The organism is Pseudomonas fluorescens, assembly GCF_030344995.1.
Lineage (GTDB): Bacteria > Pseudomonadota > Gammaproteobacteria > Pseudomonadales > Pseudomonadaceae > Aquipseudomonas > Aquipseudomonas fluorescens_BF.
Genome location: NZ_CP128260.1, coordinates 5,205,447 through 5,226,837 on the forward strand (window position 1 = coordinate 5,205,447; position 21,391 = coordinate 5,226,837).

21 protein-coding genes are annotated in these 21,391 nt (G+C 61.6%); 8 read left to right on the top strand and 13 right to left on the bottom strand.

Annotated elements, in window-relative coordinates:
- Window positions 1–120 precede the first annotated feature (120 nt).
- From QR290_RS23320 to QR290_RS23345, 6 genes are all read right to left on the bottom strand, one after another.
- Window positions 121–1,176 carry an ABC transporter ATP-binding protein gene (locus QR290_RS23320; RefSeq protein ID WP_289203710.1) on the bottom strand — a complete coding sequence of 352 codons (1,056 nt, stop codon included), beginning with the start codon at window positions 1,174–1,176 and terminating at the stop codon, window positions 121–123.
- Window positions 1,177–1,192: 16 nt separating this feature from the next.
- Window positions 1,193–2,041, bottom strand: a complete 849-nt coding sequence (locus QR290_RS23325; protein WP_007960165.1) for an ABC transporter permease — start codon at window positions 2,039–2,041, stop codon at window positions 1,193–1,195.
- The gene (locus tag QR290_RS23330) at window positions 2,038–2,946 is read right to left on the bottom strand and encodes an ABC transporter permease (RefSeq protein ID WP_007960163.1); all 909 of its coding nucleotides are present in this window, start codon (window positions 2,944–2,946) and stop codon (window positions 2,038–2,040) included. The genes QR290_RS23325 and QR290_RS23330 overlap by 4 nt, the downstream gene beginning before the upstream one ends.
- A 187-nt stretch (window positions 2,947–3,133) precedes the next feature.
- Window positions 3,134–4,237, bottom strand: a complete 1,104-nt coding sequence (locus QR290_RS23335; protein ID WP_064599076.1) for an extracellular solute-binding protein — start codon at window positions 4,235–4,237, stop codon at window positions 3,134–3,136.
- Between the two features lie 216 nt (window positions 4,238–4,453).
- Window positions 4,454–5,902 (bottom strand): aldehyde dehydrogenase family protein, encoded by a 1,449-nt coding sequence (locus tag QR290_RS23340; protein ID WP_289205325.1) that lies wholly within the window; start codon window positions 5,900–5,902, stop codon window positions 4,454–4,456.
- Complete coding sequence (locus tag QR290_RS23345; RefSeq protein WP_115079025.1) at window positions 5,902–7,539, bottom strand: 5-guanidino-2-oxopentanoate decarboxylase; 1,638 nt, start codon at window positions 7,537–7,539, stop codon at window positions 5,902–5,904. The genes QR290_RS23340 and QR290_RS23345 overlap by 1 nt, the downstream gene beginning before the upstream one ends.
- A gap of 139 nt (window positions 7,540–7,678) precedes the next feature.
- Here QR290_RS23345 and QR290_RS23350 point away from each other — a divergent pair, with 139 nt between their 5' ends.
- Window positions 7,679–8,557: a LysR substrate-binding domain-containing protein gene (locus QR290_RS23350; protein ID WP_007953283.1), complete on the top strand. Its 879-nt coding sequence runs from the start codon at window positions 7,679–7,681 to the stop codon at window positions 8,555–8,557.
- A gap of 241 nt (window positions 8,558–8,798) precedes the next feature.
- Here the strand turns inward: QR290_RS23350 and QR290_RS23355 are convergent, their stop codons facing one another.
- Complete coding sequence (locus tag QR290_RS23355; protein ID WP_115079026.1) at window positions 8,799–9,413, bottom strand: NAD(P)-dependent oxidoreductase; 615 nt, start codon at window positions 9,411–9,413, stop codon at window positions 8,799–8,801.
- 45 nt (window positions 9,414–9,458) lie between these two features.
- Complete coding sequence (locus QR290_RS23360) at window positions 9,459–10,337, bottom strand: MBL fold metallo-hydrolase (protein ID WP_289203711.1); 879 nt, start codon at window positions 10,335–10,337, stop codon at window positions 9,459–9,461.
- 115 nt (window positions 10,338–10,452) lie between these two features.
- Between QR290_RS23360 and QR290_RS23365 the strand changes: the two genes are divergently transcribed.
- Both QR290_RS23365 and QR290_RS23370 read left to right on the top strand, forming a co-directional pair.
- Entirely contained in the window at window positions 10,453–11,358 is a 906-nt protein-coding gene (locus QR290_RS23365) for a LysR family transcriptional regulator (protein WP_205350829.1), read from the top strand.
- An 86-nt stretch (window positions 11,359–11,444) separates the two neighbouring features.
- Window positions 11,445–11,621: a hypothetical protein gene (locus QR290_RS23370; protein ID WP_007953274.1), complete on the top strand. Its 177-nt coding sequence runs from the start codon at window positions 11,445–11,447 to the stop codon at window positions 11,619–11,621.
- 8 nt (window positions 11,622–11,629) lie between these two features.
- Here QR290_RS23370 and QR290_RS23375 read toward each other — a convergent pair whose 3' ends face one another.
- Window positions 11,630–12,526: a helix-turn-helix domain-containing protein gene (locus QR290_RS23375; protein ID WP_289203712.1), complete on the bottom strand. Its 897-nt coding sequence runs from the start codon at window positions 12,524–12,526 to the stop codon at window positions 11,630–11,632.
- A gap of 178 nt (window positions 12,527–12,704) precedes the next feature.
- Between QR290_RS23375 and pobA the strand changes: the two genes are divergently transcribed.
- Both pobA and QR290_RS23385 read left to right on the top strand, forming a co-directional pair.
- The gene (pobA, locus tag QR290_RS23380) at window positions 12,705–13,898 is read left to right on the top strand and encodes a 4-hydroxybenzoate 3-monooxygenase (protein ID WP_289203713.1); all 1,194 of its coding nucleotides are present in this window, start codon (window positions 12,705–12,707) and stop codon (window positions 13,896–13,898) included.
- A gap of 79 nt (window positions 13,899–13,977) precedes the next feature.
- A complete protein-coding gene (locus tag QR290_RS23385) occupies window positions 13,978–15,495 on the top strand; it encodes an MDR family MFS transporter (RefSeq protein ID WP_289203714.1) in 1,518 nt (505 codons plus the stop codon).
- Between the two features lie 44 nt (window positions 15,496–15,539).
- Here the strand turns inward: QR290_RS23385 and QR290_RS23390 are convergent, their stop codons facing one another.
- The 4 genes from QR290_RS23390 to QR290_RS23405 all read right to left on the bottom strand — a co-directional run bounded on the left by QR290_RS23390 (window position 15,540) and on the right by QR290_RS23405 (window position 19,445).
- Window positions 15,540–16,388, bottom strand: coding sequence for a cache domain-containing protein (locus QR290_RS23390; RefSeq protein WP_163976312.1), 849 nt, complete (start codon window positions 16,386–16,388; stop codon window positions 15,540–15,542).
- 124 nt (window positions 16,389–16,512) lie between these two features.
- Entirely contained in the window at window positions 16,513–17,388 is an 876-nt protein-coding gene (locus tag QR290_RS23395) for an ATPase (RefSeq protein ID WP_289203715.1), read from the bottom strand.
- 116 nt (window positions 17,389–17,504) lie between these two features.
- Window positions 17,505–18,497 (bottom strand): NAD-dependent epimerase/dehydratase family protein, encoded by a 993-nt coding sequence (locus QR290_RS23400; RefSeq protein WP_289203716.1) that lies wholly within the window; start codon window positions 18,495–18,497, stop codon window positions 17,505–17,507.
- 54 nt (window positions 18,498–18,551) lie between these two features.
- Entirely contained in the window at window positions 18,552–19,445 is an 894-nt protein-coding gene (locus tag QR290_RS23405) for a LysR family transcriptional regulator ArgP (protein ID WP_289203717.1), read from the bottom strand.
- Between the two features lie 96 nt (window positions 19,446–19,541).
- Here QR290_RS23405 and QR290_RS23410 point away from each other — a divergent pair, with 96 nt between their 5' ends.
- The 3 genes from QR290_RS23410 (at window position 19,542) to QR290_RS23420 (ending at window position 21,324) form a co-directional block, all read left to right on the top strand.
- Window positions 19,542–19,943: an ACT domain-containing protein gene (locus tag QR290_RS23410; protein ID WP_289203718.1), complete on the top strand. Its 402-nt coding sequence runs from the start codon at window positions 19,542–19,544 to the stop codon at window positions 19,941–19,943.
- 5 nt (window positions 19,944–19,948) lie between these two features.
- Complete coding sequence (locus tag QR290_RS23415; RefSeq protein WP_007953256.1) at window positions 19,949–20,551, top strand: LysE/ArgO family amino acid transporter; 603 nt, start codon at window positions 19,949–19,951, stop codon at window positions 20,549–20,551.
- 176 nt (window positions 20,552–20,727) lie between these two features.
- Window positions 20,728–21,324 (top strand): superoxide dismutase, encoded by a 597-nt coding sequence (locus QR290_RS23420; RefSeq protein ID WP_003227660.1) that lies wholly within the window; start codon window positions 20,728–20,730, stop codon window positions 21,322–21,324.
- Window positions 21,325–21,391 lie beyond the last annotated feature (67 nt).

Here is a 21,391-nt window from a genome sequence, read left to right on the forward strand (position 1 = left end):
CTTTGAATCCATAATCGACTCGGTCGCTCAGGTCGATGGATAGCGCCAGACAACTCGGTCGGCTCCCTCTCCCTCCGGGAGAGGGCTGGGGTGAGGGAGCGATTTTGAGCAGAGGCACAATTAAGCGCCCAACAACCGACACGCCTCACTCGGCAACGTCACCGACACCGGATGCCCGATCCCCAGACCGAAGCCCTGACACGGCGTGCTCAGCGCCGTAAACGTCACCCCGGAACACTCCACCGTAGTCTCGATCGTCGCGCCGATATCCCGCACAAACGTCACCTTGCCCAGCAGGCGATTACCCGCCGTAGCCTGGGGCGCCGTCAGTTGCAGATCCTCGGGGCGAATCAACATCTTCACTTTCTGCCCGACCACGATGCTGCTGCAGATCGGCACTTGCAGCGCATCGCCGCCCGGCAGCACGACCTTGCCATCGCCCAGTGCCGTGGCCGGGAAGATATTGCCGGAGCCGATGAAGTCCGCCACAAACTCGTTGGCCGGGTGCCGATAGATTTCAATCGGCGTACCCACCTGCTGCACCCGATGCTCGCCCAGTACCACCACGATATCGGCCATGGTCATGGCCTCGCGCTGATCGTGGGTGACCATGATGGTGGTGATGTTCAGGCGTTGTTGCAGCTGACGGATTTCCACCTGCATCGACTCGCGCAACTTGGCATCCAGCGCCGACAGCGGTTCGTCGAGCAGAAGGATTTTCGGGTGTGAGGCAATGGCCCGGGCAATCGCCACTCGCTGACGCTGGCCGCCGGACAGTTTCGCTACCGGGCGATCAATCATCGGTTGCAGCTGGATCAACTCGAGCAACTCCACCACCCGCGCCTGTTGATCAGCCTTGCTCACACCGCGCAGTTTCAGTGGATAAGCGATGTTCTCGCCCACGGTCATATGCGGGAACAACGCCAGCGACTGGAACACCATGCCGAAGTTGCGCAGGTGCGCCGGGGTATGGCCGATGTCTTCGCCGTCCAGGCGGATCTCGCCGCCGGTGAGGGTTTCCAGCCCCGCGATCATTCGTAGCAGCGTGGTCTTGCCGCAACCCGACGGGCCGAGGAAACACACCAGTTTGCCCTCGGGCAAATGCAGATTGACGTCTTTTACCGCGCAGGCCGAGCCGTAGTGTTTCTCGACGTTTTCCAGAATCAGTCCAGTCATGTTTTGCACCTCACAATCAAAAGGAAACGCCGCCCTCACCGACCAGCTTCTCCAGCGCCCAGATCAGGACGAAGTCGATCAGCACGATCAGCACGGCAAACGAGAACACGGTAGGGTCGAGCGATGACACGGTGCGGCTGTACATCCAGATCGGCACGGTCATGACGTCGATGGTGTAGAGGAAATAGGTCACGGTGAATTCGTTGAACGAGACGATGAACGCCAGCAGCATCCCCGCCAGAATCCCCGATTTCATCAACGGCACCACCACATCGACGATGGCACGCAACGGCGAAGCGCCGAGCATCTGCGCGGCCTCTTCGACTTCGCTGCCGATGGAAAGCATGGCCGCGGTGCAGTTCTTCACCACGAATGGCAGCGCCAGAATCACGTGGGCGATCACCAGCCGCGAAGTAGTCATGTGGAACGGCAGGCTGTCGAACACCAGCAGCAACGCCAGCCCCAGCACTACCATCGGGAACACCAGCGGCAACGACATCAATTGCAGCGCCACGCCCTTGCCACGGAACTCGCAACGGGTCAGCGCGTAGGCCGCCGGCACCGCGATCAGCGTGGCAAAAATCATCGTCAGACACGACACCAGCAGACTGGTGCCCATGGCCTGGCCGAGGCTCAGCACATCGCTGGCATCGGGCGAGACAAAGGTGTGCCACGCCGCCTTGTACCACTGCAGGCTGTAGCTGCTCGGCGGGAAGTCGAGGTTCGAGGCGCCGCTGAACGACATCACGATCATTGTAAGAATCGGCAACACCGCCAGGAACAAAATGATCCCGGAGAGGATGCCGGCGAACTTGCCGGTATCGCCCGGCAACAGCGACTGACGCTTCTTGATCAGGGCACTCATTGCGAAGCCTCCAGCAGACGGCGACGGCGGCCGGTGATGTATTCGGACAAGGTCATGATGGCGAGCGTAGTGACGATCAGCACCACCCCTGCGGCGGACGCGGCGGGCCAGTTCATCAGCGGGGCGATCTGGTCATGCACCATCACCGCAAGCATCGGCACGCGCCGACCACCGAGCAACAACGGCACCACAAAGCTGCTGGCGTTGTAGGCGAACACCAGCGTCGCGCCGGTGATGATCCCCGGCAGACTCATCGGCAACACCACCTGGCGGAACACCTGAAAACGACTGGCGCCGAGGGTCGCGGCAGCTTCTTCGTAGCTGCGGGCGACACCGCGCATGGCGCTGGCAATCGGCAGCACGGCGAGCGGAAACGCGGTTTGCACCAGGCCCATCAACACGCCGTTCTGGTTGTACAGCAACATGATCGGACGCTTGATAAGGCCGAGGCCCATCAGGGTCTGGTTGAGCATGCCGCCGGGACCGAGGATCACCAGCCAGCCGTAGCTTTGCAGCAGCAGGTTGACCAGCAGCGGCAACAGCACCGCCGCCAGAAAGATTCGCCGTACGAATGGCGAGGTCAGGCGCGACATGGTGTACGCCACCGGGATCGCCAGCACCACGGCGATCACCGCGCTGATCAGCGCCAGACGCAAGGTCAGCAGCAACGATTTGAGGTAGTAGGGTTCGAGCAACTGGGCGTAACTGGCCAGGCTGAAACCGGACCACTCCGCGCCCTTGGTGCCGACGCTCATGCGCAGCACCAGCAGGCTGGCGGCAATCAGCACGCCGAGAAACAGCATCGACGGCGTGAGGAAAAACCACGCCCGCGCCGTCGGCGAAACACCGCGCGCCGGGCGCACGTCACCCGCGCCGACCGGTTGGGTCAGGGATTGATGTTCCATAGCAATGATCTCGTCAATGGAAAGCAGCAGACAAACACAGATCTCCAAACCACCGCGAACCCTGTGGGAGCTGCGGTTCGACGCTTCGACTTGCCCGCGAAAGCGGTGTATCAGTCACATTGATGTTGGATGTGCCGACGCATTCGCGAGCAAGCCCGCTCCCACACTGGATTTGTGGTGTTTCGGATCAGGAAGAAAAGATTTCCGTGTAGCGACGAATCCACTGGTCATGCACGGTCGCCAGGAAGGCGTTGTCGTGCATGATCGCCTTCTCCGCGATCTGCTCCGGGGTGAGGATGAACGGGCTCTTGCGCGCTTCGGCGGAGATGATCGCCTTGGCGTTGACCGGGCCGTTGAAGATGTCTTCGGCCATCTTGCCCTGCACCAGCGGGTCGAGGGAGTGGTCGATGAAGGCGTAGGCCAGGTCGGTGTCGCCCGGACGATTCTTCGGCATTACCGAAAGCATCAGGTCGGTGTAGAAACCTTCCTTCATGCCGAACGTGGCGCCGAGGCCATAGTTCGGATCGCGGATCTGCTTGGGGAAAAACGCCGGGGCGTAGAGGCCGCCCATATCCAGGGAGCCGGTGCGGAACAGCTCGGCGATCTGGTTGGGGTTTTCGCCGAGGGTCACCACGCGGTCTTTCAGCTCCGCGAGTTTCTTGAAGCCCGGTTCGATGTTGTGTTCGTCACCCCCGGCCAGTTTGGCGGCGATGATGATCAGGTCCATCGCCTCGGTCCAGTTCGGCGGCGGCAGGAAAATGTTCGGCGCCAGATCGGCGTCCCACAGCGCGGCGTAACTGTCCGGCGCGGTGGTCTGGGTGCGGGTGCTGTAGACCAGACTGTTGCACCACAGCAGGTAACCAATGCCGTGCCCGTTGGCCCCGGTGCGGTATTTTTCCGGGACGTCGACCAGGTTGGGAATGCGGTTGAGATCGGGTTTTTCCAGCAGCCCGGCAGCGGCCAGACCTTCTGCGCCGACCCCGGCCAGGGTGATGATGTCGTACTGCGGACGGTCACCGCCGGCCTTGAGTTTGGCGACCATTTCCGAAGTGCTGCCGGTGCGGTCGGCAATCACTTTGGCGCCGGTCTTGGCTTCGAACGTTGCCGCGATATTGCGCAGTGCAGCGAGGCCCGTGTCATCGGACCAGGTCAACAGGCGCAGGGTCTTGCCGGCAAAGCGGGTGTCGCTGGCACTGGCCCGGATGAAGGGCATGCTCATGGCCGCCGCAGCCACCGAGGCCACGCCGACGGTTTTGATGAATTGACGCCTGTTCAGATCGTGCTCGCCCATTTGGGACTCCCATTATTCTTGTAAGTATGAGATTGACCGCAACCCTTGCCGTGCGTGATCGGAACCGCTCAACCCCCCGATTTCAAAGGGCTTGAACGTGATCAGCGGGTTCATCCTGAGGTCGTGCAAAACACCTGACTATCGATAAAAACTCATTGGAGCCATGACGCCGGCGCATGCCTCGTTGCGAGGCATGCGCTGACCTTTTTCGGGCATTCAGAGCGCGCGGATCACGTGCTTGATTTCCTGAAATGCCGCCAGGCCCCACGGGCCCAATTCGCGGCCGATGCTGCTCTGTTTGTAGCCGCCCCACGCCGTCTGCGGGAAGATCACCTGCGGCGCGTTGAGCCACACCAGCCCCGCCTGCAAGGCGTTGGCGACCCGATCCGCGGTCTCGGCATTGCGCGTGACGACGCTGGCGACCAGACCGAACTGACTGTCGTTGGCCAGGGCAATCGCCTCGGCCTCCGAAGCGAAACTGCGCACGCAGATCACTGGGCCGAAAATCTCTTCACACCACAGCGCACTGTCGAGGGGCACTTCGGTGAAGATTGTCGGCTGCAAGAAATAGCCACGCGGTAGATCGGCAGGACGATTGCCGCCACAAATCAGCTTGGCCCCGGCACTGAGGCCACGGTCGATGTGACCGAGCACACGCTGGTATTGCGCCTGATTGACCAGCGCGCCCATCTCGACTTCCGGATCGAACGGATCAGCCACACGGATTTTTTCCGCACGGGCCTGCAAGCGAATCAGGAATTCATCGGCGATTTCATCGGCAACCAGCACCCGGCTGGTGGCCGAGCACATCTGCCCGGCGTTGAAGAAACCGCCACCGCAGGCCAGCTCTACTGCCAGATCAAGGTCGGCATCTTCCAGAATCAGCAGCGAGGATTTGCCGCCCAGTTCCAGGCTCACGCCCTTCACGGTTTCAGCGGCGCGCTGCATCACCTGCACACCCACGGCGTTGCTGCCGGTGAAGGAAATCTTGGCGATGCGCGGGTCCGCCGACAGCGGCGCGCCGACTGCCAGACCGGTGCCGCACACCAGGTTGAACACGCCTTTGGGCAAACCGGATTCGGCGATGATGGTCGCCAGTTCCAACTCCGGCAGCGGTGTGACTTCAGACGGTTTGAGCACCACGCAGCAACCGGCGGCCAGGGCCGGGGCGAGTTTCCACGCGGTGGTGACCATCGGGAAATTCCACGGCACGATCAGCCCGACGACACCGCACGGTTCGCGGCGCAGACGTGCGCTGAAATCGTCGCTGGGCAGCGGCACGTTGCTGTCCTGTTTCGCATCGAGGCCTTCGGCGAGTTCGGCGTAGTACTCGAACGTGGCGATCACGTCGTCGACATCAATGCCCGCTTCGAACTGCGGTTTGCCGTTGTTGCTCGACTGCAACTTCATCAGATGTTCGCGGCCGTTGCGCACCCCATTGGCAATGTTGCGCAGGATCGCAGCGCGCTCGGCGCCGGTGGTTATCGACCAACCCTTGAAGGCTTCGGTCGCCGCCGCTACAGCCTGGTTGACGGCGCTTTCGTCACCGCCATTGACCGTGGTCAGCAGTGCTTCGGTGGCCGGGTTGATCACGCGCAGGTGTTCGCGGCCGGCGGACCATTGGCCGTTGATGTACAGGCCATCGAGTGTGGTCGGGAAACTCATCATTTGGCCACCGCCTTCATCCATTGGGTCTGGTCGATTTCGATCAGGGTCGGGCCCTGACGATCGGTGGCGGCGCGCAATGCACCGCGCAGGTGTTCGGCCGAGCTGATCGCTTCCGCCGCGCAACCCAGGGCCTTGGCAACACCGATGAAGTCCGGGGTGTAGATGTCCACGCCCACCGGCTCGATGGCGCGGTTGACCATGTATTTCTTGATCTCTTCGTAACCCTGGTTATTCCACAGCAGGATGATCACCGGCGTGCGCGCTTCCACGGCGCTGGCCAGTTCCGGCAGGGTGAATTGCAGACCGCCGTCACCGATCAGGCACACCACCGGCGGACGTGCGCCGTGTTCGAGGTTACCGCCGAGCCATGCGCCAATCGCCGCCGGCAAGGCGTAACCGAGGGTGCCGTAACCGGTGGACGAGTTGAACCAGCGGCGCGGACGCTCCGGGTTGAACGTCAGGTTGCCGGTGTACACCGGTTGCGTGGAGTCACCGACGAACACTGCGTTCGGCAATTCGTGCAGCACGGTTTCGAGGAAACGGGTCTGGGCCAGAGTCGGAGCGTCCCAGGTTGCCGCCAGTTCTTCACGCAGACGCGCGGCGCGTACCTGCCCCCAGTCGTTGCGGCGCTCGGCCAGCGGTTTGTGCGACAGCGCGCTGAGCAGCGCTTGTGCGGCGTTGCGCGAGTCGGCCACCAGCGCCACGTGCGGCGGGTAGTTGCGCACGGTCTGGTCGGGATCGATGTCCACGCGCAGCAACTTGCCGGGGATTTCGAAGCCGCCAGCAAAGGTCACGTCGTAGTCGGTTTCCGCCAGTTCGGTACCGATTGCCAGGATCACGTCGGCATCGGCCACAAGGGCGCGGGTCGCTACCAGGCTCTGAGTCGAACCGATCAACAGCGGATGGCTGGACGGCAGCATGCCTTTGGCGTTGATGGTCAGGGCCACCGGCGCGTCGAGCAGCTCGGCCAGTTCAGTGAGTTCGGCCGCTGCGTCGATGGCGCCGCCACCGGCGAGGATCAGCGGACGCTGGGCGCCGGCCAGCAGTGCAGTCATGCGGCTCACAGCGGCCGGCGCAGCACCGGCACGGTCGATGTTGACCGGCACGCTGGTCAGCAGTTCGTCGGCTTCTTCGACCAGCACGTCCAGCGGAATTTCGATGTGCACCGGACGCGGACGCCCGGCCTGGAACAGCGCAAACGCACGGGCCAGCACGCCCGGCAATTCGGACGCCGACATCAGGGTGTGGGAGAACGCCGCCACGCCGCCGACCAGTGCGCTCTGGTTCGGCAGTTCATGCAGCTTGCCGCGACCGCCGCCCAGTTGGCTGCGCGACTGCACGCTGGAGATCACCAGCATCGGGATCGAATCGGCGTACGCCTGGCCCATGGCGGTGGTGATGTTGGTCATGCCAGGACCGGTGATGATGAAGCACACACCCGGTTTGCCGCTGGTGCGGGCGTAACCGTCGGCCATGAAGCCGGCGCCCTGTTCATGGCGCGGGGTGACGTGGTTGATGCTCGAACGGGCCAGCCCGCGATACAGCTCCACGGTATGCACCCCGGGAATGCCGAACACCTGCTCGACCCCATAATCTTCGAGTAACTTGACCAGTACTTCGCCACACGTCGCCATGTCTTTGCCCTTCTTGTTCGTTGAGGCACCGGGCTTTAAAAGAACCGGTGATTGGCCTCATTGAAACGGGCGACCCGTAGCCGCAACAATCGATAAAAGCTCATACTAGCCATGTCCTCACGTCATACCTTGGATCCACATGAAACGACTGCCTCCCCTGCCCGCCCTGCACACGTTTCTGATCACCGCGCAGTGCTGCAACTTCACCCGGGCCGCCGAGCAGTTGCACATCACCCAGGGTGCGGTGAGCCGGCAGATCGCCGGGCTGGAGGAACATCTGGGTTATGAGCTGTTCATTCGCCTGGCCCGGGGCCTGGAGCTGACGGCCGAAGGTCGCGAATGGCTGCCACGGGTGCAGCAGGTATTCAGCCTGATCGGCGACTCGATGGAGCAGATCGGCGCCAAGCGCGAAACCCTGCAACTCAAGGCGCCGAGCTGCGTGATGCGCTGGTTGCTGCCGCGACTGCTGCAATGGCAGCGCGAGCGTCCGGACGTACCGGTGAAACTCACGGCGTCGTTGCAACACGGGGTGGATTTTCATCGCGAGCAGTTCGACGCGGCGGTGATCTACGGCACTGCGCCCCACGACTCGCCCGCAACCCTGCATCTATTCGATGAACAACTGACGCCGGTCTGCTCGCCGACGCTGCTCAACGGCGGGCCGGCGCTGCACACACCGGCAGACTTGCAACAGCATCTGCTGCTGCACCCGACCCACACGGATGACGACTGGACACTCTGGCTTGAAGCCGCCGAACTGCACTTGAGCAACATTGCCAGCGGTCAGCATTTCGAGACGCTGGATCAGGCGATGTCAATGGCGTCCCACGGGACAGGGGTGGCGATCGGCGACTGGTCGTTGATCGGCGACGACTTGAACGCCGGGCGACTGGTGATGCCGTTCGATCTGAAGGTGAAGACGGGATTGGGTTATTACATCGTGGCGCCGGCGTCGGAGCCTTCGGCGAAGTTGCAGGAATTGATGGGGTGGCTGGTGGAGCAGGCTCATACGCGGTGACGCCTTGCCCTCATCGGAACGCCGCCCGCCCAGCCCTCTCCCGAAGGGAGAGGGAGCCTACCGTGGGATGCTTGAGAACTACGCCGACCTGAACGTGCTGTACCGAATCCATAATCGACCAGAACTTTCAGGTCGATGAATCACGTCAGACACCTCGGTCGGCTCCCTCTCCCTCCGGGAGAGGGCTGGGGTGAGGGCTAATTTTCGGATCAGACACAACCCCCGAAAACCACCCACCCCCTCAATAACCGACAGTAAACCGCTGACGCGAATGCTTCGGCGTTTCCACTTCGTCGATCAACGCAATTGCGTAGTCGGCAAAGCTGATCGAGCTCTGGCCTTCAGCACTCACCAGCAAGTCATCCTTGCCAACCCGGAACTTGCCGGTACGCTCACCTTCAACAAACAGCGCCGACGGCGACAGGAACGTCCAGTCCAGCTCCTTCTCCTGACGCAGCGCATCAAGGAAAGCCGAGCCAGCGCTGGCCTCAGCCTTGTACTCGGGCGGAAACCCGGCGCTGTCAATCACGCGAGTGCCGTCCGGCAGCAACAGCGAACCGGCACCGCCGACCACCAGCAGACGTTTCACCCCAGCCTGTTTCACCGGGCCGATCAACGCGCTGGCCGGCACCGTGGCGAAATGCGCGGCGCTGATCACCACGTCGTGACCCACGACGGCGTCCTGCAGTGCCGCGGCATCCAGCACGTCGACATTCTTGCTGACCACACCGGCACGGGCGCCGATCTTCGAGGTATCCCGGGCGATGGCGGTGACGCTGTGGCCGCGACGCAGGGCTTCTTCCAGCAATTGGCTGCCGGCACGGCCGGTGGCACCAATGATTGCGATCTTGCTCATGACATTCTCCAGTTGGCTTGAGAGTGCTGCGTTTTCAGAATCGGGTTACCACTTCATCTCGCCCTTGGCGACTTTCGCGCTCAACTCCAGCGAGCTTTCTTCGCCCAGTGTCGGGTAGCGTTTTTTCATCGCGGCGATCAGCGCGGCAGAGTCCTTGGCCTTGGCGGTTTCTGCGTCGAACGCCTTAATGTAGTCGGCGGTGAATTTCACGGCCGCCAGCGAACGGGCGCTGTCACCCAGGTAGTGACCCGGCACCACGGTTTTCGGTTTCAGGGTTTCGATCGAGTGCAGGGTTTCCAGCCAGTCGGCGTGGGATTGCGCAGTCTGAGTGTCGGCCATCCACACGTGGATGTTCTCGGCGACGACAACACCACCAACCACGGCCTTCAGCGAAGGAATCCACACGAAGCTGCGATCCGGTTGTTTGCCTTCCAGGCCGACCACCTGAAGTTTCTGCCCTTCGAGCATCAGGCTGTCGCCCTTGAGCACGCCCGGCACGATGGTTTTGGCCGGCACGTCGGCGCCCATTTTCGGGCCCCAGAATGCGAGTTTGCCGTCGACGGTTTGCTTGATGTGATCAACGGTCGGCTGCGAGGCCAGCACCTTGGCATTCGGGAAGGCTTTGGTCAGGGTATCGAGACCGAAGTAGTAATCCGGGTCACCGTGGCTGATGTAGATGGTGGTCAGTTGCTTGCCGCTGGCGCGGATCTTTTCCACCACTTGCTCGGCCTGGGATTTGCCGAACTGGGCGTCCACCAGAATCGCGTCCTTCTCGCCGCTGACCAGTACCGAAGTCACCGGGAAGATTGCATTAGTGCCCGGGTTGTAGACGTCGAGGGTCAGGTTCGCGGCCGCTGCGTGAGCAGCAAAACCGAGGCTGGCGGTGGCCAGTAAAACGCGCTTGAGGGTGGTGAAGCCGATCATGGGTTGCTCCGCTGTTCGAATGCCGTGCTTGGCGATGGGGACAGAGCTTAGTTGCCAGACTCGTTACAAAAAATGCGATGCTTGAACATAGTTTGTTTCTGAAAGCGGGCAAATCATGGATCGTCTCCAAGCAATGCGAGTGTTTGTCACAGTAGTGGATCTGGGCAGCCAATCGGCGGCGGCCGATCACCTGGACCTGTCGCGGCCGGTGGTGTCGCGCTATCTGGCGGAACTGGAAGACTGGGTCGGCGCGCGCCTGATGCACCGCACCACGCGCAAGTTGAGCCTGACCGCCGCCGGCAACGAAATCCTGCCGCGCTGCCGGCAAATGCTGGAGCTGTCCGGCGACATGCAGGCCGCCGTCAGCGAACCTGCCGATGCGCCACGAGGTTTGCTGCGGATCAGCGTCAGCACCTCGTTCGGCCAGGCGCAACTGGCCGATGCCATGGCGGCGTTCGTCAAAGCGTATCCGGGGGTGAACATCGATCTGCAAATGCTTGATCGCACGGTGAACCTGGTGGACGAGCGCATCGACCTGGCGATCCGCACCAGCAACGATCTCGACCCCAATTTGATCGCCAGGCGTCTGACGGTCTGCCGCTCGGTGGTCTGCGCCGCGCCCGCCTATCTGCAGGAACATCCGCAGCCGCAGCGCGTAGAAGATCTGAGCCGACACAACTGCCTGACCCATTCCTATTTCGGAAAAAGCCTGTGGCATTTCGAGGAGGATGGCGAACCGGTTTCGGTACCGGTGCAGGGCAACATCAGCGCCAACGAGGCCAGCACCCTGCTGCGCGCGACCCTGGCCGGCGCCGGGGTGGCGATGCTGCCGACTTATCAGGCCGGCGTGCATGTACACAGCGGTGAACTGGTTCGCCTGCTGCCCCACGCCGAACCCCGACAGATGAACATCTACGCCGTATACGCCTCGCGCAAGCACATGCCGGCGGCGTTGCGCTGCATGCTGGATTTTCTGGTGCAGCGTTTTCCCGAAAACCCGCAATGGGATATCGGGCTCTAATCCCGTTCGCAGAGCCGCTGGCAACTCCACGGCGCTGACCTATGCTGAAAGTAGTACCCAAGGGTATTCGTTCAGAGGTCAACGCCATGAACACCAGAACAAGAAGATACCTCGCGATTTTCATCACCTGTGCGGCTACGCTGGCGCTGTACGGCACCGCGGCGTGGCGCGTGGAGCAGCTGCGACAACTGCCCCGCGAGTACGCGAGCTGCAACTTCGAGCGCTGCATCCCTCACAACGCCACCCTCAACGCCCTGCGCTGATACAAGGTTCAGGCGTCGTCGTTCTGCTCGGCCTTCAAGCGGTCGCGGAACGCCTTTGGCGAGATCCCCACCCGGCGCCGGAACAGGCGCGTGAAGTTGGTCGGATCGGAAAACCCCAACACCTCGGACATCTCGTAAATGGTCATGCTGGTGTAAGTCAGCAGACGCTTGGCTTCCAGCAACTGACGCTCGTGCATGATCTGCAACGCCGGCTGCCCCGCCAGTTCACGGCACGTGCCGTTGAGGTGCGAGACGGAAATCCCCAGGCGATGGGCCAGGTCTTCAACCTTGACGTGCTGTCTGTACGTTTCCTCTACCAGTTGAATAAAGCCATTGAGATATTCGCGCTGACGCTGCGGGCGCTGCGTGGCGTTGTGACGGTGGATCGCCTGACGGCTGACCCAGACCATGATCACGCTGACCAGCGAATGCATGAGCATTTCCCGCGCCGGTTGATGACCGTTGTATTCAGCCTGCAACGCGGCAAACAGACTGTTGAGATACTCCGCGTCCTTGCCCGCCGGATAACTTTCGGCCTGGGCCAGGGCCTGCACCGCGCTGCCCAGTTGCGCCTGCAAATGGTTGATCAACGGTGTGGCCAAGGTGACGACAAATCCTTCGACGTCCTCGGAAAAACGGAATCCATGCACCGATAACGGCGGCAGGATCTGGATCGCGGCTTCCTTCAGTTGCGTGCGTTGGCCTTCGATTTCAAGCTCTGCCTGACCTTTGAATACGAAGAGCAACTGGCACAAATCGGCATTACGGTGGGGTTTGATTTCCCATTGGTGTTCGCGGCTGCGTTTGGAAATGGTTTCACAGTGCAGCAAGTCAGGGGTCGGCCAGTCCAGGCTTTCACCGTAGAGCTTGAACACCGGAATCGAAGGCAGGTCAGGCTTGTTCATCACTTCAATCCAGGCCTCGAGGTTTGCGGGCGATAATCGCACCGATTGGCAGAATGTACAGGTATCGGCTCAGTTTTCACCTTCAATTGACAGACCCGCAAGGGAAAAATGCAAGCACTCGAATCCTGAAAATCATTCACCGGCCATTGTCGCGTGAAGCTTGCGAGTCATAAAAACAATGAAAACGCTGAAAACCCAAGTCGTCATCATCGGCGCCGGTCCGTCCGGATTATTGCTCGGCCAACTGCTGCACAACGCCGGCATCGACACCCTGATTCTGGAGCGCCAGACACCTGACTATGTGCTCGGCCGAATTCGCGCCGGCGTGCTTGAACAAGGCATGGTAGAGCTGTTGCGCGAAGCTGGCGTGGGTCAGCGAATGGACGCCGAAGGGCTGGTGCACGGTGGTTTCGAACTGGCCCTCGACGGGCGCCGGATCCACATCGACCTGCAAGCCCTGACCGGCGGTAAAACCGTGATGGTTTACGGTCAGACCGAGGTCACCCGCGACCTGATGGCCGCTCGTCGGGAGACCGGCGGACAAACCATCTACGAAGCCAGCCATGTCGTTCCCTGTGACATGAAAAGCGACGAGGCCTACGTCACCTTCGAAAAGGACGGCGAAACCTGGCGCGTCGATTGTGACTACATCGCCGGTTGCGACGGTTTCCACGGCGTGGCCCGGCAGTCGATTCCCGAGGATTGCCTGAAAGTCTTCGAACGGATTTATCCGTTCGGCTGGCTGGGGATTCTCGCCGACACCCCACCGATTCACGATGAACTGGTCTACGCCCGCCACGATCGCGGTTTCGCCCTGTGCAGCATGCGGTCGGCGACTCGCACCCGTTATTACCTGCAAGTGCCGGCCGAGGAAAACGTCGACGACTGGTCGGATCAGCGCTTCTGGGATGAGCTGCGCAATCGTCTGCCGGAGGATCTGGCGCAGAAACTGGTGACCGGTCCGTCGATAGAAAAGAGCATCGCGCCGCTGCGCAGTTTTGTGGTCGAGCCGATGCAGTACGGACGGATGTTTCTGGTCGGGGATGCGGCGCACATCGTTCCGCCGACCGGCGCCAAGGGTCTGAATCTGGCGGCCAGCGATGTCAGTACGCTGTTCCGGATTCTGCTGAAGGTTTACCGCGAAGGTCGCACTGACTTGCTGGAGAAATACTCGGAGATCTGCCTGCGCCGGGTGTGGAAAGCCGAACGGTTTTCCTGGTGGATGACTTCGATGCTGCACCGATTCGACGAACACGATGATTTCAGCCAGCGGATCTGCGCTTCTGAACTGGACTACTTTGTCAGCTCTGAGGCCGGTCAAAAAACCATTGCAGAAAATTACGTCGGGCTTCCTTATGAGGCTATCGAATAGCCTGCTACCGACTTACACTGGCGAGCATCCCCGCTCGCCTGGCGATCTGCGGGACCCTCACTGCCCGCAGGTTTTGCCCGTGACCAATCTCAACCATCCCGAAACGCCCAAACCGGCCATTCGCAGCGTGCTGGTCGCGCTGATGATGGCGATCTTTCTCGGTGCGCTGGACCAGACCATCGTCGCCGTTTCCATGCCAGCCATTTCTGCACAGTTCAAGGACGTCAGCCTGCTGGCCTGGGTGATTTCCGGCTACATGGTGGCGATGACCGTGGCGGTGCCGATCTACGGCAAGCTCGGTGACCTGTACGGGCGGCGCAAACTGATGCTGTTCGGCATGGGCCTGTTCACCCTCGCCTCGCTGTTCTGCGGCATGGCCCAGAGCATGGAGCAACTGGTGCTGGCGCGGATTTTCCAGGGCATCGGCGCCGGCGGGATGATTTCGGTGAGCCAGGCGATCATCGGCGATATCGTCCCACCACGGGAGCGCGGGCGTTATCAGGGTTATTTCTCCAGCATGTACGCGGTGGCCAGCGTCGCCGGCCCGGTGCTCGGCGGTTACATGACCGAATACCTGTCGTGGCGCTGGGTGTTCCTGATCAACCTGCCACTGGGTCTTGGCGCGTATTGGGTGGCGCGACGCAACCTGATCGGCCTGCCGATTCCCCAGCGCAAACCAATCATCGATTACCTCGGCACGCTGCTCATGATCATCGGCCTGACCGCGCTGTTACTGGCGATCACTCAGGTCGGCCAGGGCCATGCATGGCGCAGCAGTGAAGTGCTTGGCCTGTTCGCTTGCGCGGTGGCGGTTTTGGCGGTGTTCGTCTGGCATGAGCGGCGCGCCCGGGAGCCGTTGCTGCCGATGCACCTCTTCACCAACCGCAGCGCGCTGCTGTGCTGGTGCACGATTTTCTTTTGCAGCTTCCAGGCGATTTCGCTGATTGTGCTGATGCCGCTGCGCTTTCAGAGCGTGACCGGTGCCGGGGCCGACAGCGCTGCATTGCACTTGCTGCCGTTGGCGATGGGGTTGCCGATCGGCGCCTATTTCGCCGGACGCCGCACCTCGATCACCGGGCGCTACAAACCGCAGATTCTGACTGGCGCGCTGCTGATGCCGATCTCGATCCTCGGCATGGCCTTCAGCCCGCCTGATGCGACGCTGCTCAGCAGCCTGTTCATGCTACTCAGCGGGATCGCCGGCGGCATGCAGTTCCCGACGTCGCTGGTCGGTACGCAGAATTCGGTGGAGCAAAAGGACATTGGCGTTGCCACCAGCACCACCAATCTGTTCCGCTCACTGGGCGGTGCGGTGGGCGTGGCGTTGATGTCGGCGCTGTTGCTGGCGTTGTTGCAGGACTCCAGTTTCGCCCACCTGGCCGGCAGCTCTCTGATGAGCGAAGGGCATTCCGGCAACGTGCTGCTCGACGGCCTGAACGCAGCGCCCGGCGATGCACAGAATGCCTTGCGTGCCGAACTGCTGGTGACGTTCCGGCATTTGCTGATGGTCAGTGCGGCGGTGTCGCTGCTCGGGCTGGCGGCGGCGGTTGCCATGCCGAACCGGTTGTTGCGGGGCCGTGAGCACGGCGCCCGCTGATTGATGCCGATCGCCCCCACGCGCCGCGTGGGAGCTTTCAGCAATCAAGCACTGTAATAACCGACCGCCACCAGCATGTTCCCGACCTTCTTCAGGTAGGCATGCTTGTTCTCGACCTTGCCGGTCACCGGATTTTTCCAGCGGTACTCGTACTCGCCCTCATCCTGCTTGCCGATCAGCGCCAGAATCGGTTCGCCCACCGGTTTGCCCTCCGGGTCGTCGACCTTGGCGAAGTCGGTGTTGATCAGCCGCAGGTTGGTGCCATGGGCGACGTAGCGGTGGTTGTCGAGATTGACCACGAACACATACAGGTCGTCCTGCAGGTAACCGCCCTTGAGCGAGTTGATCGCGGACAGCGTGCCCTTCTCGTCCTTGGTCAAATCGGTGGCCGCTTTGTCGAGCAACGCTTTCGCCTGCTCCGCCGACGCACGCGGCAGGTAATAACCCACCGCCAGAATCCGCTGACCGATGCGTTGATAGTAAACATGCTTGCGCTCGACCTTGCCGTCGGACCAGTTCTGCCAGCGGTACTCCGCCTGCTGGATGCCGTTGCCTTCCGGCACTTTCAAGGCGTCCTTGAACGACTTCTGCAAGTCCGGCCCGAGCACTTCGCTGACGTCGCGCCCGATCAACGCCGACGACGGCCCGCCGCTGGCAAGCATCACGCCCTTGGTGTCGACCACGAACACGTAACGGTCCTTGTCGACGAATTCGCCCTGACGGCTGAACGCCGCGAACGCCTTGTCGCCGTTGTCGTGGTAATAGGCCAGAGCCTTTTCCAGCAAGGCGATGGCGGCCTTGCTGTCATCTTTTTCCGTGGTGGCCGCATTGGCCTGACCGAAACTCAACAGCAGCACCGCGCCGAGCCAGGCCAGCTTGTGCACAAACCCCATGACGCATCCCTCGTTCTTGTTGGTGTTTCAAGAGCGTAGACGGCCTGAAGGCATGTATGGATATTCAGAAAGCTTCTGAATGTTGCTGTGGCGAGGGCGTTGATTCCCTCGCCACACAAGAAGCTTACGGACGGGCGTTGAGTTGCTGTTGCAGGTTCTGGATCTGCGCTTGGAGGGTATTGATGTTGCGGGTCATCTGCCCACGGAATGCATCGAACTCGGCGGTGTTGGTGCCGCCCTGCGCAGCGGCCGGACGGTTGTCCTGCTCGCTCTTGAGGATGACGATTTCCTGCTCCAGACGATCGATCGCAGCGTTCGACCCACCTTGTTTTTTCAGGGCTGTGATGTCGGCACCGAGGCTCTTGAACTGCGCGTCGAAACCCTTCACCTGTGCATCGAAGCTCTTGAGCTGGGCGTCAAGCTTGCTGGTGTCGGCCGGGGTGCTTTTCAGCGTCGCCAGTTCGGCGCTCAGGGCTTTGACCTGGGCTTGCAACTGGGTGTTGGCATTCTGTTGTTCGGTGGTCTGGGCGGTCATCTGCGCCAGGCGCTTGTCCAGATCTGTCGCCTGACCGGCCACGCCCTGCTGCTGTTTGCTCTGATCCTGAAGCGCGCTTTGCAGCTGTTTGATTTGCAACTTCAGGGCTTCGCTGTCGGTGGTGACGTTGGTCTGGCTGGCCACGACCTTGCCGGAAATGTCCTGCAAGCGCCCCGCCGCTTCCTCACTGATGCGCGCGAAACTTTCCTGGGTCGCCACCAATTGCTGCTCCATCAGCGAGATCTGCTGGAAGCTCCACCAGGCCAGGCCGATGAAGGCGAAGAACAATGCGCCGACCAGTGCCCACAACGGCCCGGTGCTGGCGGCCTTGACCTTGACCACCGGCGGCGTGCGTGAATGCACGGAGGTGCGGGCGGTGACCGGAAAATCGTCGTCATCGAGGGTATCGGCGCGCAGGCTCGGTACATCGTCGAAATCGTCGTGGGCATCGTTACGCATGGACATTGAGGCAACCTTTGTGAAACGCGGTGATGGCAGATTGGCGCGAAGTATAAACCCCGCGGCCGCTGGGGTTGACCCTCAAGCCGTGACGCGGTTCAGTGCCGGCCGGCAGATTCGTATCAACGAATGTCCTGAGCCTTCCACCAGCCACAGAACTCATCGAGGGCCGTCCACAGACTGACTTTCGGATCGTAGTCCAGATAATGCCGGGCGCGACTGATGTCGAGGGTGAAATTTTTGTTCATCACTTGCATGCCCAGGCGCGACAGGGTCGGCTCGGGACGCCCCGGCCAGAGCTTGCACACACCTTCGTTGAGCGTCGCCACGCTGTAGGCCAGACCGTAGGAACGGTATTTGGTGACCTGTGGGACTTCCATCTTGCGCATCACGTAATTGACCACATCCCACAGCGGCACTGGAGCGCCGTTGCTGATGTTATAGGCCTTGCCCAGCGCGGAAGTATCGGCCAGCAGACTGCTGAGCAACGCTTCGTTGAGGTTGTGCACGCTGGTGAAATCGACCTTGTTCAGACCGTTGCCGATGATTGCCAGACGGCCCTTGCGCTGCATGTTGAGCAAGCGCGGGAAGATGCTCATGTCGCCGGCGCCGGTGACGAAACGCGGGCGCAGGGCGAGGGTTTCGAGGCCGAACTCCTGGGCGCCGAAGACCTTTTGCTCGGCCAGGTATTTGGTCGCTGCGTAGTGATGTTTGAAGCGTTTGGGCACTTGCTCTTCGGTCAGGCCGAGGTGGTCGCGACCGTCAAAGTAGATCGAGGGCGACGACAGATGCACCAGCCGCCGAACCCGTTGCTTCAGGCAGGCCTCGACCACGTTTTCGGTAACCTGCACGTTGCCCTGATGGAAGTCCTGATACCGGCCCCACAAGCCGACCGCGCCGGCGCAATGCACCACGGCTTCGACATCGCTGCACAGCGCACGCACCAGATCCGGGTCGCTCAAATCGCCTTGAACGAACTCGGCACCGCGACGTACCAGATGCTCGACACCCTCGGCCCGGCGACCGTTGACCCGCACGTCCAGGCCCTGCTCCAGGGCGAAACGCGCAAAGCGTCCGCCAATGAAGCCGCTTGCGCCGGTGACCAGAATTTTCATGTAGAGCTCCGCTGTCTTTCGTTTTGCCTGATTCGTGAGTCTTGACGCTGGCCGTCAGTCCAACGGCACCAGCCATTGCGCCGACGAGCGCACCAATTGTTCGGTCAACAGCCCGAGCAAGTGACCGCCATTGCGCCAATGATGCCAGTACAAGGGCACGTCGATCGGTTTATCTGGCAACAGTTCGCGCAACACACCGCGCTCCAGTTGCTCGCGCACCTGTAATTCCGGCACCAGTCCCCAACCCAGCCCGGCTTCGGTCAGGCGGATGAAACCTTCGGACGACGGGCACAGGTGATGCTCGAAACCACCATCGACGCCGAGGGATGCGAGATAACGATGCTGGAGAAAATCGTCCGGGCCGAAGACCAGCGCCGGGGTGCGCGGCAATTGCTCGGCCCGCACACCGTCGGGAAAGTGCCGCTCGATGAACGCCGGACTGGCCAGTGCCCGATAGCGCATCGCCCCGAGCAACACGCTGCGCGCCCCCGCCACCGGTCGCTCGCTGGCGCACAGGCAACCGGCCACTTCACCGGCGCGCATGCGTTTGAGGCCGACGGTCTGGTCTTCGACGATCAGATCGAGCAACAGATGTTGTTCGGCGCAGAAATCGCCCACCGCCTCGGCCCACCAGGTGGCGAGGCTGTCGGCATTCAGGGCGATCCGCAGGCGCTCCGGCAGGCCTTCTTCGTCCAGCGCCGGCACCAGCGTCTGCAAATCCCGTTCGAGCAGGCGCACCTGCTGCACATGGTTGAGCAGGCGCCGGCCGATCTCGGTCGGCGACGGCGGCGTGCCGCGCACCAAAACCGGCTGGCCGACCCGCGCCTCCAGCAGTTTGATCCGCTGGGAAATCGCCGATTGCGAAAGGCCCAGCACCTGCGCCGCCCGTTCAAATCCGGCCTGCTCGACCACGGCGGCCAGAGCGGAAAGCAATTTGTAGTCGAACATCAGTTTTCCTAATGAGCGATCAGCACTATTGGTTTTTCTTATACAGCGTCAACCGGGAGAATAGCCAGCAAGCACTCTTTATCAAGGACCACCAACATGGCTGGCGAAACCTCGTTGACCACCCTGCTGCGCAGCATGAGCCCGCAGCTCAATGCCGGCGAATACGTGTTCTGCACCTTGCGCGACGGCCAGTTTCCGAGCGGTCTGGAAATCGTCGGCAGTTTCCGTGAGCAGGAAGGCCTGACGGTGATTCTCGAACGGTCCCACGCCGAGCGCGCCGGTTTCAGCTTCGACTATGTCGCGGCCTGGATCACCTTGAACGTGCATTCGGCGCTGGAAGCCGTCGGCCTGACCGCCGCGTTCGCCACCGCACTGGGCAACGCCAGGATCAGTTGCAACGTGATTGCCGGCTACTACCACGACCATTTGTTCGTCGGTCAGGCCGACGCCGAACGCGCCATGCAAGTGCTGCGCGATCTCGCAGCCAACGCGGAGTAACCGTCATGTGGCAAAGCTATACCAACGGTTTGCTGGTGGCGTTCGGGCTGATCATGGCGATCGGCACGCAGAATGCCTTTGTCCTGGCGCAGAGCCTGCGGCGTGAACATCACCTGCCGGTTGCGGCGCTGTGTGTCGCTTGTGATGCGTTGCTGGTGGCGGCAGGTGTTTTCGGTCTGGCCACGGTGCTGGCACAGAACCCGACCTTGCTGGCGGTCGCTCGCTGGGGCGGCGCGGTGTTTCTGATCTGGTACGGCAGCCAGGCGTTGCGTCGGGCGTTTTCGAAACAGAGCCTGCAACAGGGTGAAAACCAGACCGTGCGCTCACTGCGGGCGGTGATGCTCAGCGCTCTGGCGGTGACGCTGCTCAACCCGCACGTCTATCTGGACACCGTTCTGCTTATCGGTTCTCTCGGTGCGCAACAGTCGGTGCCCGGCGCTTATGTCGTCGGCGCGGCGAGTGCTTCGCTGCTGTGGTTCTTCACCCTGGCGTTCGGCGCGGCATGGCTCGCCCCTTGGCTGGCACGGCCGAGTACCTGGCGGATTCTCGATCTGCTGGTGGCGGTGATGATGTTCACGGTGGCAGGGCAATTGATATTGGCTTCATGATTTATTCCAAACAGCTCTGGAACCTCTATCCCACACAGTTGTTGCGTGGTTAAGCCGCACCCCCGGTGCTATGATCCGAACCCTGCGCCGCAAAGAGTAAAAACTCGCCGGTGCATTTCTGGCCGCCCGTGATCGGCCTTGCGCTCACCGCAACAGACCTGATTAGGAGAATCATCATGGCTTTCGAATTGCCGCCGCTGCCTTACGCACACGATGCCCTGCAGCCGCACATTTCCAAGGAAACCCTGGAATTCCACCACGACAAGCACCACAACACCTACGTCGTGAACCTGAACAACCTGGTGCCAGGCACCGAGTTCGAAGGCAAGACCCTGGAAGAAATCGTCAAGACTTCCTCGGGCGGCATCTTCAACAACGCCGCTCAGGTCTGGAACCACACCTTCTACTGGAACTGCCTGGCGCCAAACGCCGGCGGTCAACCAACCGGCGCACTGGCTGAAGCCATCAACGCGGCTTTCGGTTCGTTCGACAAGTTCAAGGAAGAGTTCAGCAAAACCTCGATCGGCACCTTCGGTTCCGGCTGGGGCTGGCTGGTGAAAAAGGCTGACGGTTCCCTGGCTCTGGCCAGTACCATCGGCGCCGGCAACCCGCTGACCAGCGGCGACACCCCGCTGCTGACCTGCGACGTGTGGGAACACGCTTACTACATCGACTACCGTAACCTGCGTCCAAAATACGTCGAGGCGTTCTGGAACCTGGTCAACTGGAAGTTCGTGGCCGAGCAGTTCGAAGGCAAGACCTTCACCGCTTAAGCTGCACGCCAGACAAAAACCCGGCCTTTGCCGGGTTTTTTTCTGCCCGCAGAAATCATCACGGGTG

Coding starts and splice junctions, on each gene's coding strand:
- QR290_RS23320 (WP_289203710.1), bottom strand. CDS start 1,176: ATGACTGGACTGATTCTGGAAAACGTCGAGAAACACTACGGCTCGGCC.
- QR290_RS23325 (WP_007960165.1), bottom strand. CDS start 2,041: ATGAGTGCCCTGATCAAGAAGCGTCAGTCGCTGTTGCCGGGCGATACC.
- QR290_RS23330 (WP_007960163.1), bottom strand. CDS start 2,946: ATGGAACATCAATCCCTGACCCAACCGGTCGGCGCGGGTGACGTGCGC.
- QR290_RS23335 (WP_064599076.1), bottom strand. CDS start 4,237: ATGGGCGAGCACGATCTGAACAGGCGTCAATTCATCAAAACCGTCGGC.
- QR290_RS23340 (WP_289205325.1), bottom strand. CDS start 5,902: ATGAGTTTCCCGACCACACTCGATGGCCTGTACATCAACGGCCAATGG.
- QR290_RS23345 (WP_115079025.1), bottom strand. CDS start 7,539: ATGGCGACGTGTGGCGAAGTACTGGTCAAGTTACTCGAAGATTATGGG.
- QR290_RS23350 (WP_007953283.1), top strand. CDS start 7,679: ATGAAACGACTGCCTCCCCTGCCCGCCCTGCACACGTTTCTGATCACC.
- QR290_RS23355 (WP_115079026.1), bottom strand. CDS start 9,413: ATGAGCAAGATCGCAATCATTGGTGCCACCGGCCGTGCCGGCAGCCAA.
- QR290_RS23360 (WP_289203711.1), bottom strand. CDS start 10,337: ATGATCGGCTTCACCACCCTCAAGCGCGTTTTACTGGCCACCGCCAGC.
- QR290_RS23365 (WP_205350829.1), top strand. CDS start 10,453: ATGGATCGTCTCCAAGCAATGCGAGTGTTTGTCACAGTAGTGGATCTG.
- QR290_RS23370 (WP_007953274.1), top strand. CDS start 11,445: ATGAACACCAGAACAAGAAGATACCTCGCGATTTTCATCACCTGTGCG.
- QR290_RS23375 (WP_289203712.1), bottom strand. CDS start 12,526: ATGAACAAGCCTGACCTGCCTTCGATTCCGGTGTTCAAGCTCTACGGT.
- pobA (WP_289203713.1), top strand. CDS start 12,705: ATGAAAACGCTGAAAACCCAAGTCGTCATCATCGGCGCCGGTCCGTCC.
- QR290_RS23390 (WP_163976312.1), bottom strand. CDS start 16,388: ATGGGGTTTGTGCACAAGCTGGCCTGGCTCGGCGCGGTGCTGCTGTTG.
- QR290_RS23395 (WP_289203715.1), bottom strand. CDS start 17,388: ATGTCCATGCGTAACGATGCCCACGACGATTTCGACGATGTACCGAGC.
- QR290_RS23400 (WP_289203716.1), bottom strand. CDS start 18,497: ATGAAAATTCTGGTCACCGGCGCAAGCGGCTTCATTGGCGGACGCTTT.
- QR290_RS23405 (WP_289203717.1), bottom strand. CDS start 19,445: ATGTTCGACTACAAATTGCTTTCCGCTCTGGCCGCCGTGGTCGAGCAG.
- QR290_RS23410 (WP_289203718.1), top strand. CDS start 19,542: ATGGCTGGCGAAACCTCGTTGACCACCCTGCTGCGCAGCATGAGCCCG.
- QR290_RS23415 (WP_007953256.1), top strand. CDS start 19,949: ATGTGGCAAAGCTATACCAACGGTTTGCTGGTGGCGTTCGGGCTGATC.
- QR290_RS23420 (WP_003227660.1), top strand. CDS start 20,728: ATGGCTTTCGAATTGCCGCCGCTGCCTTACGCACACGATGCCCTGCAG.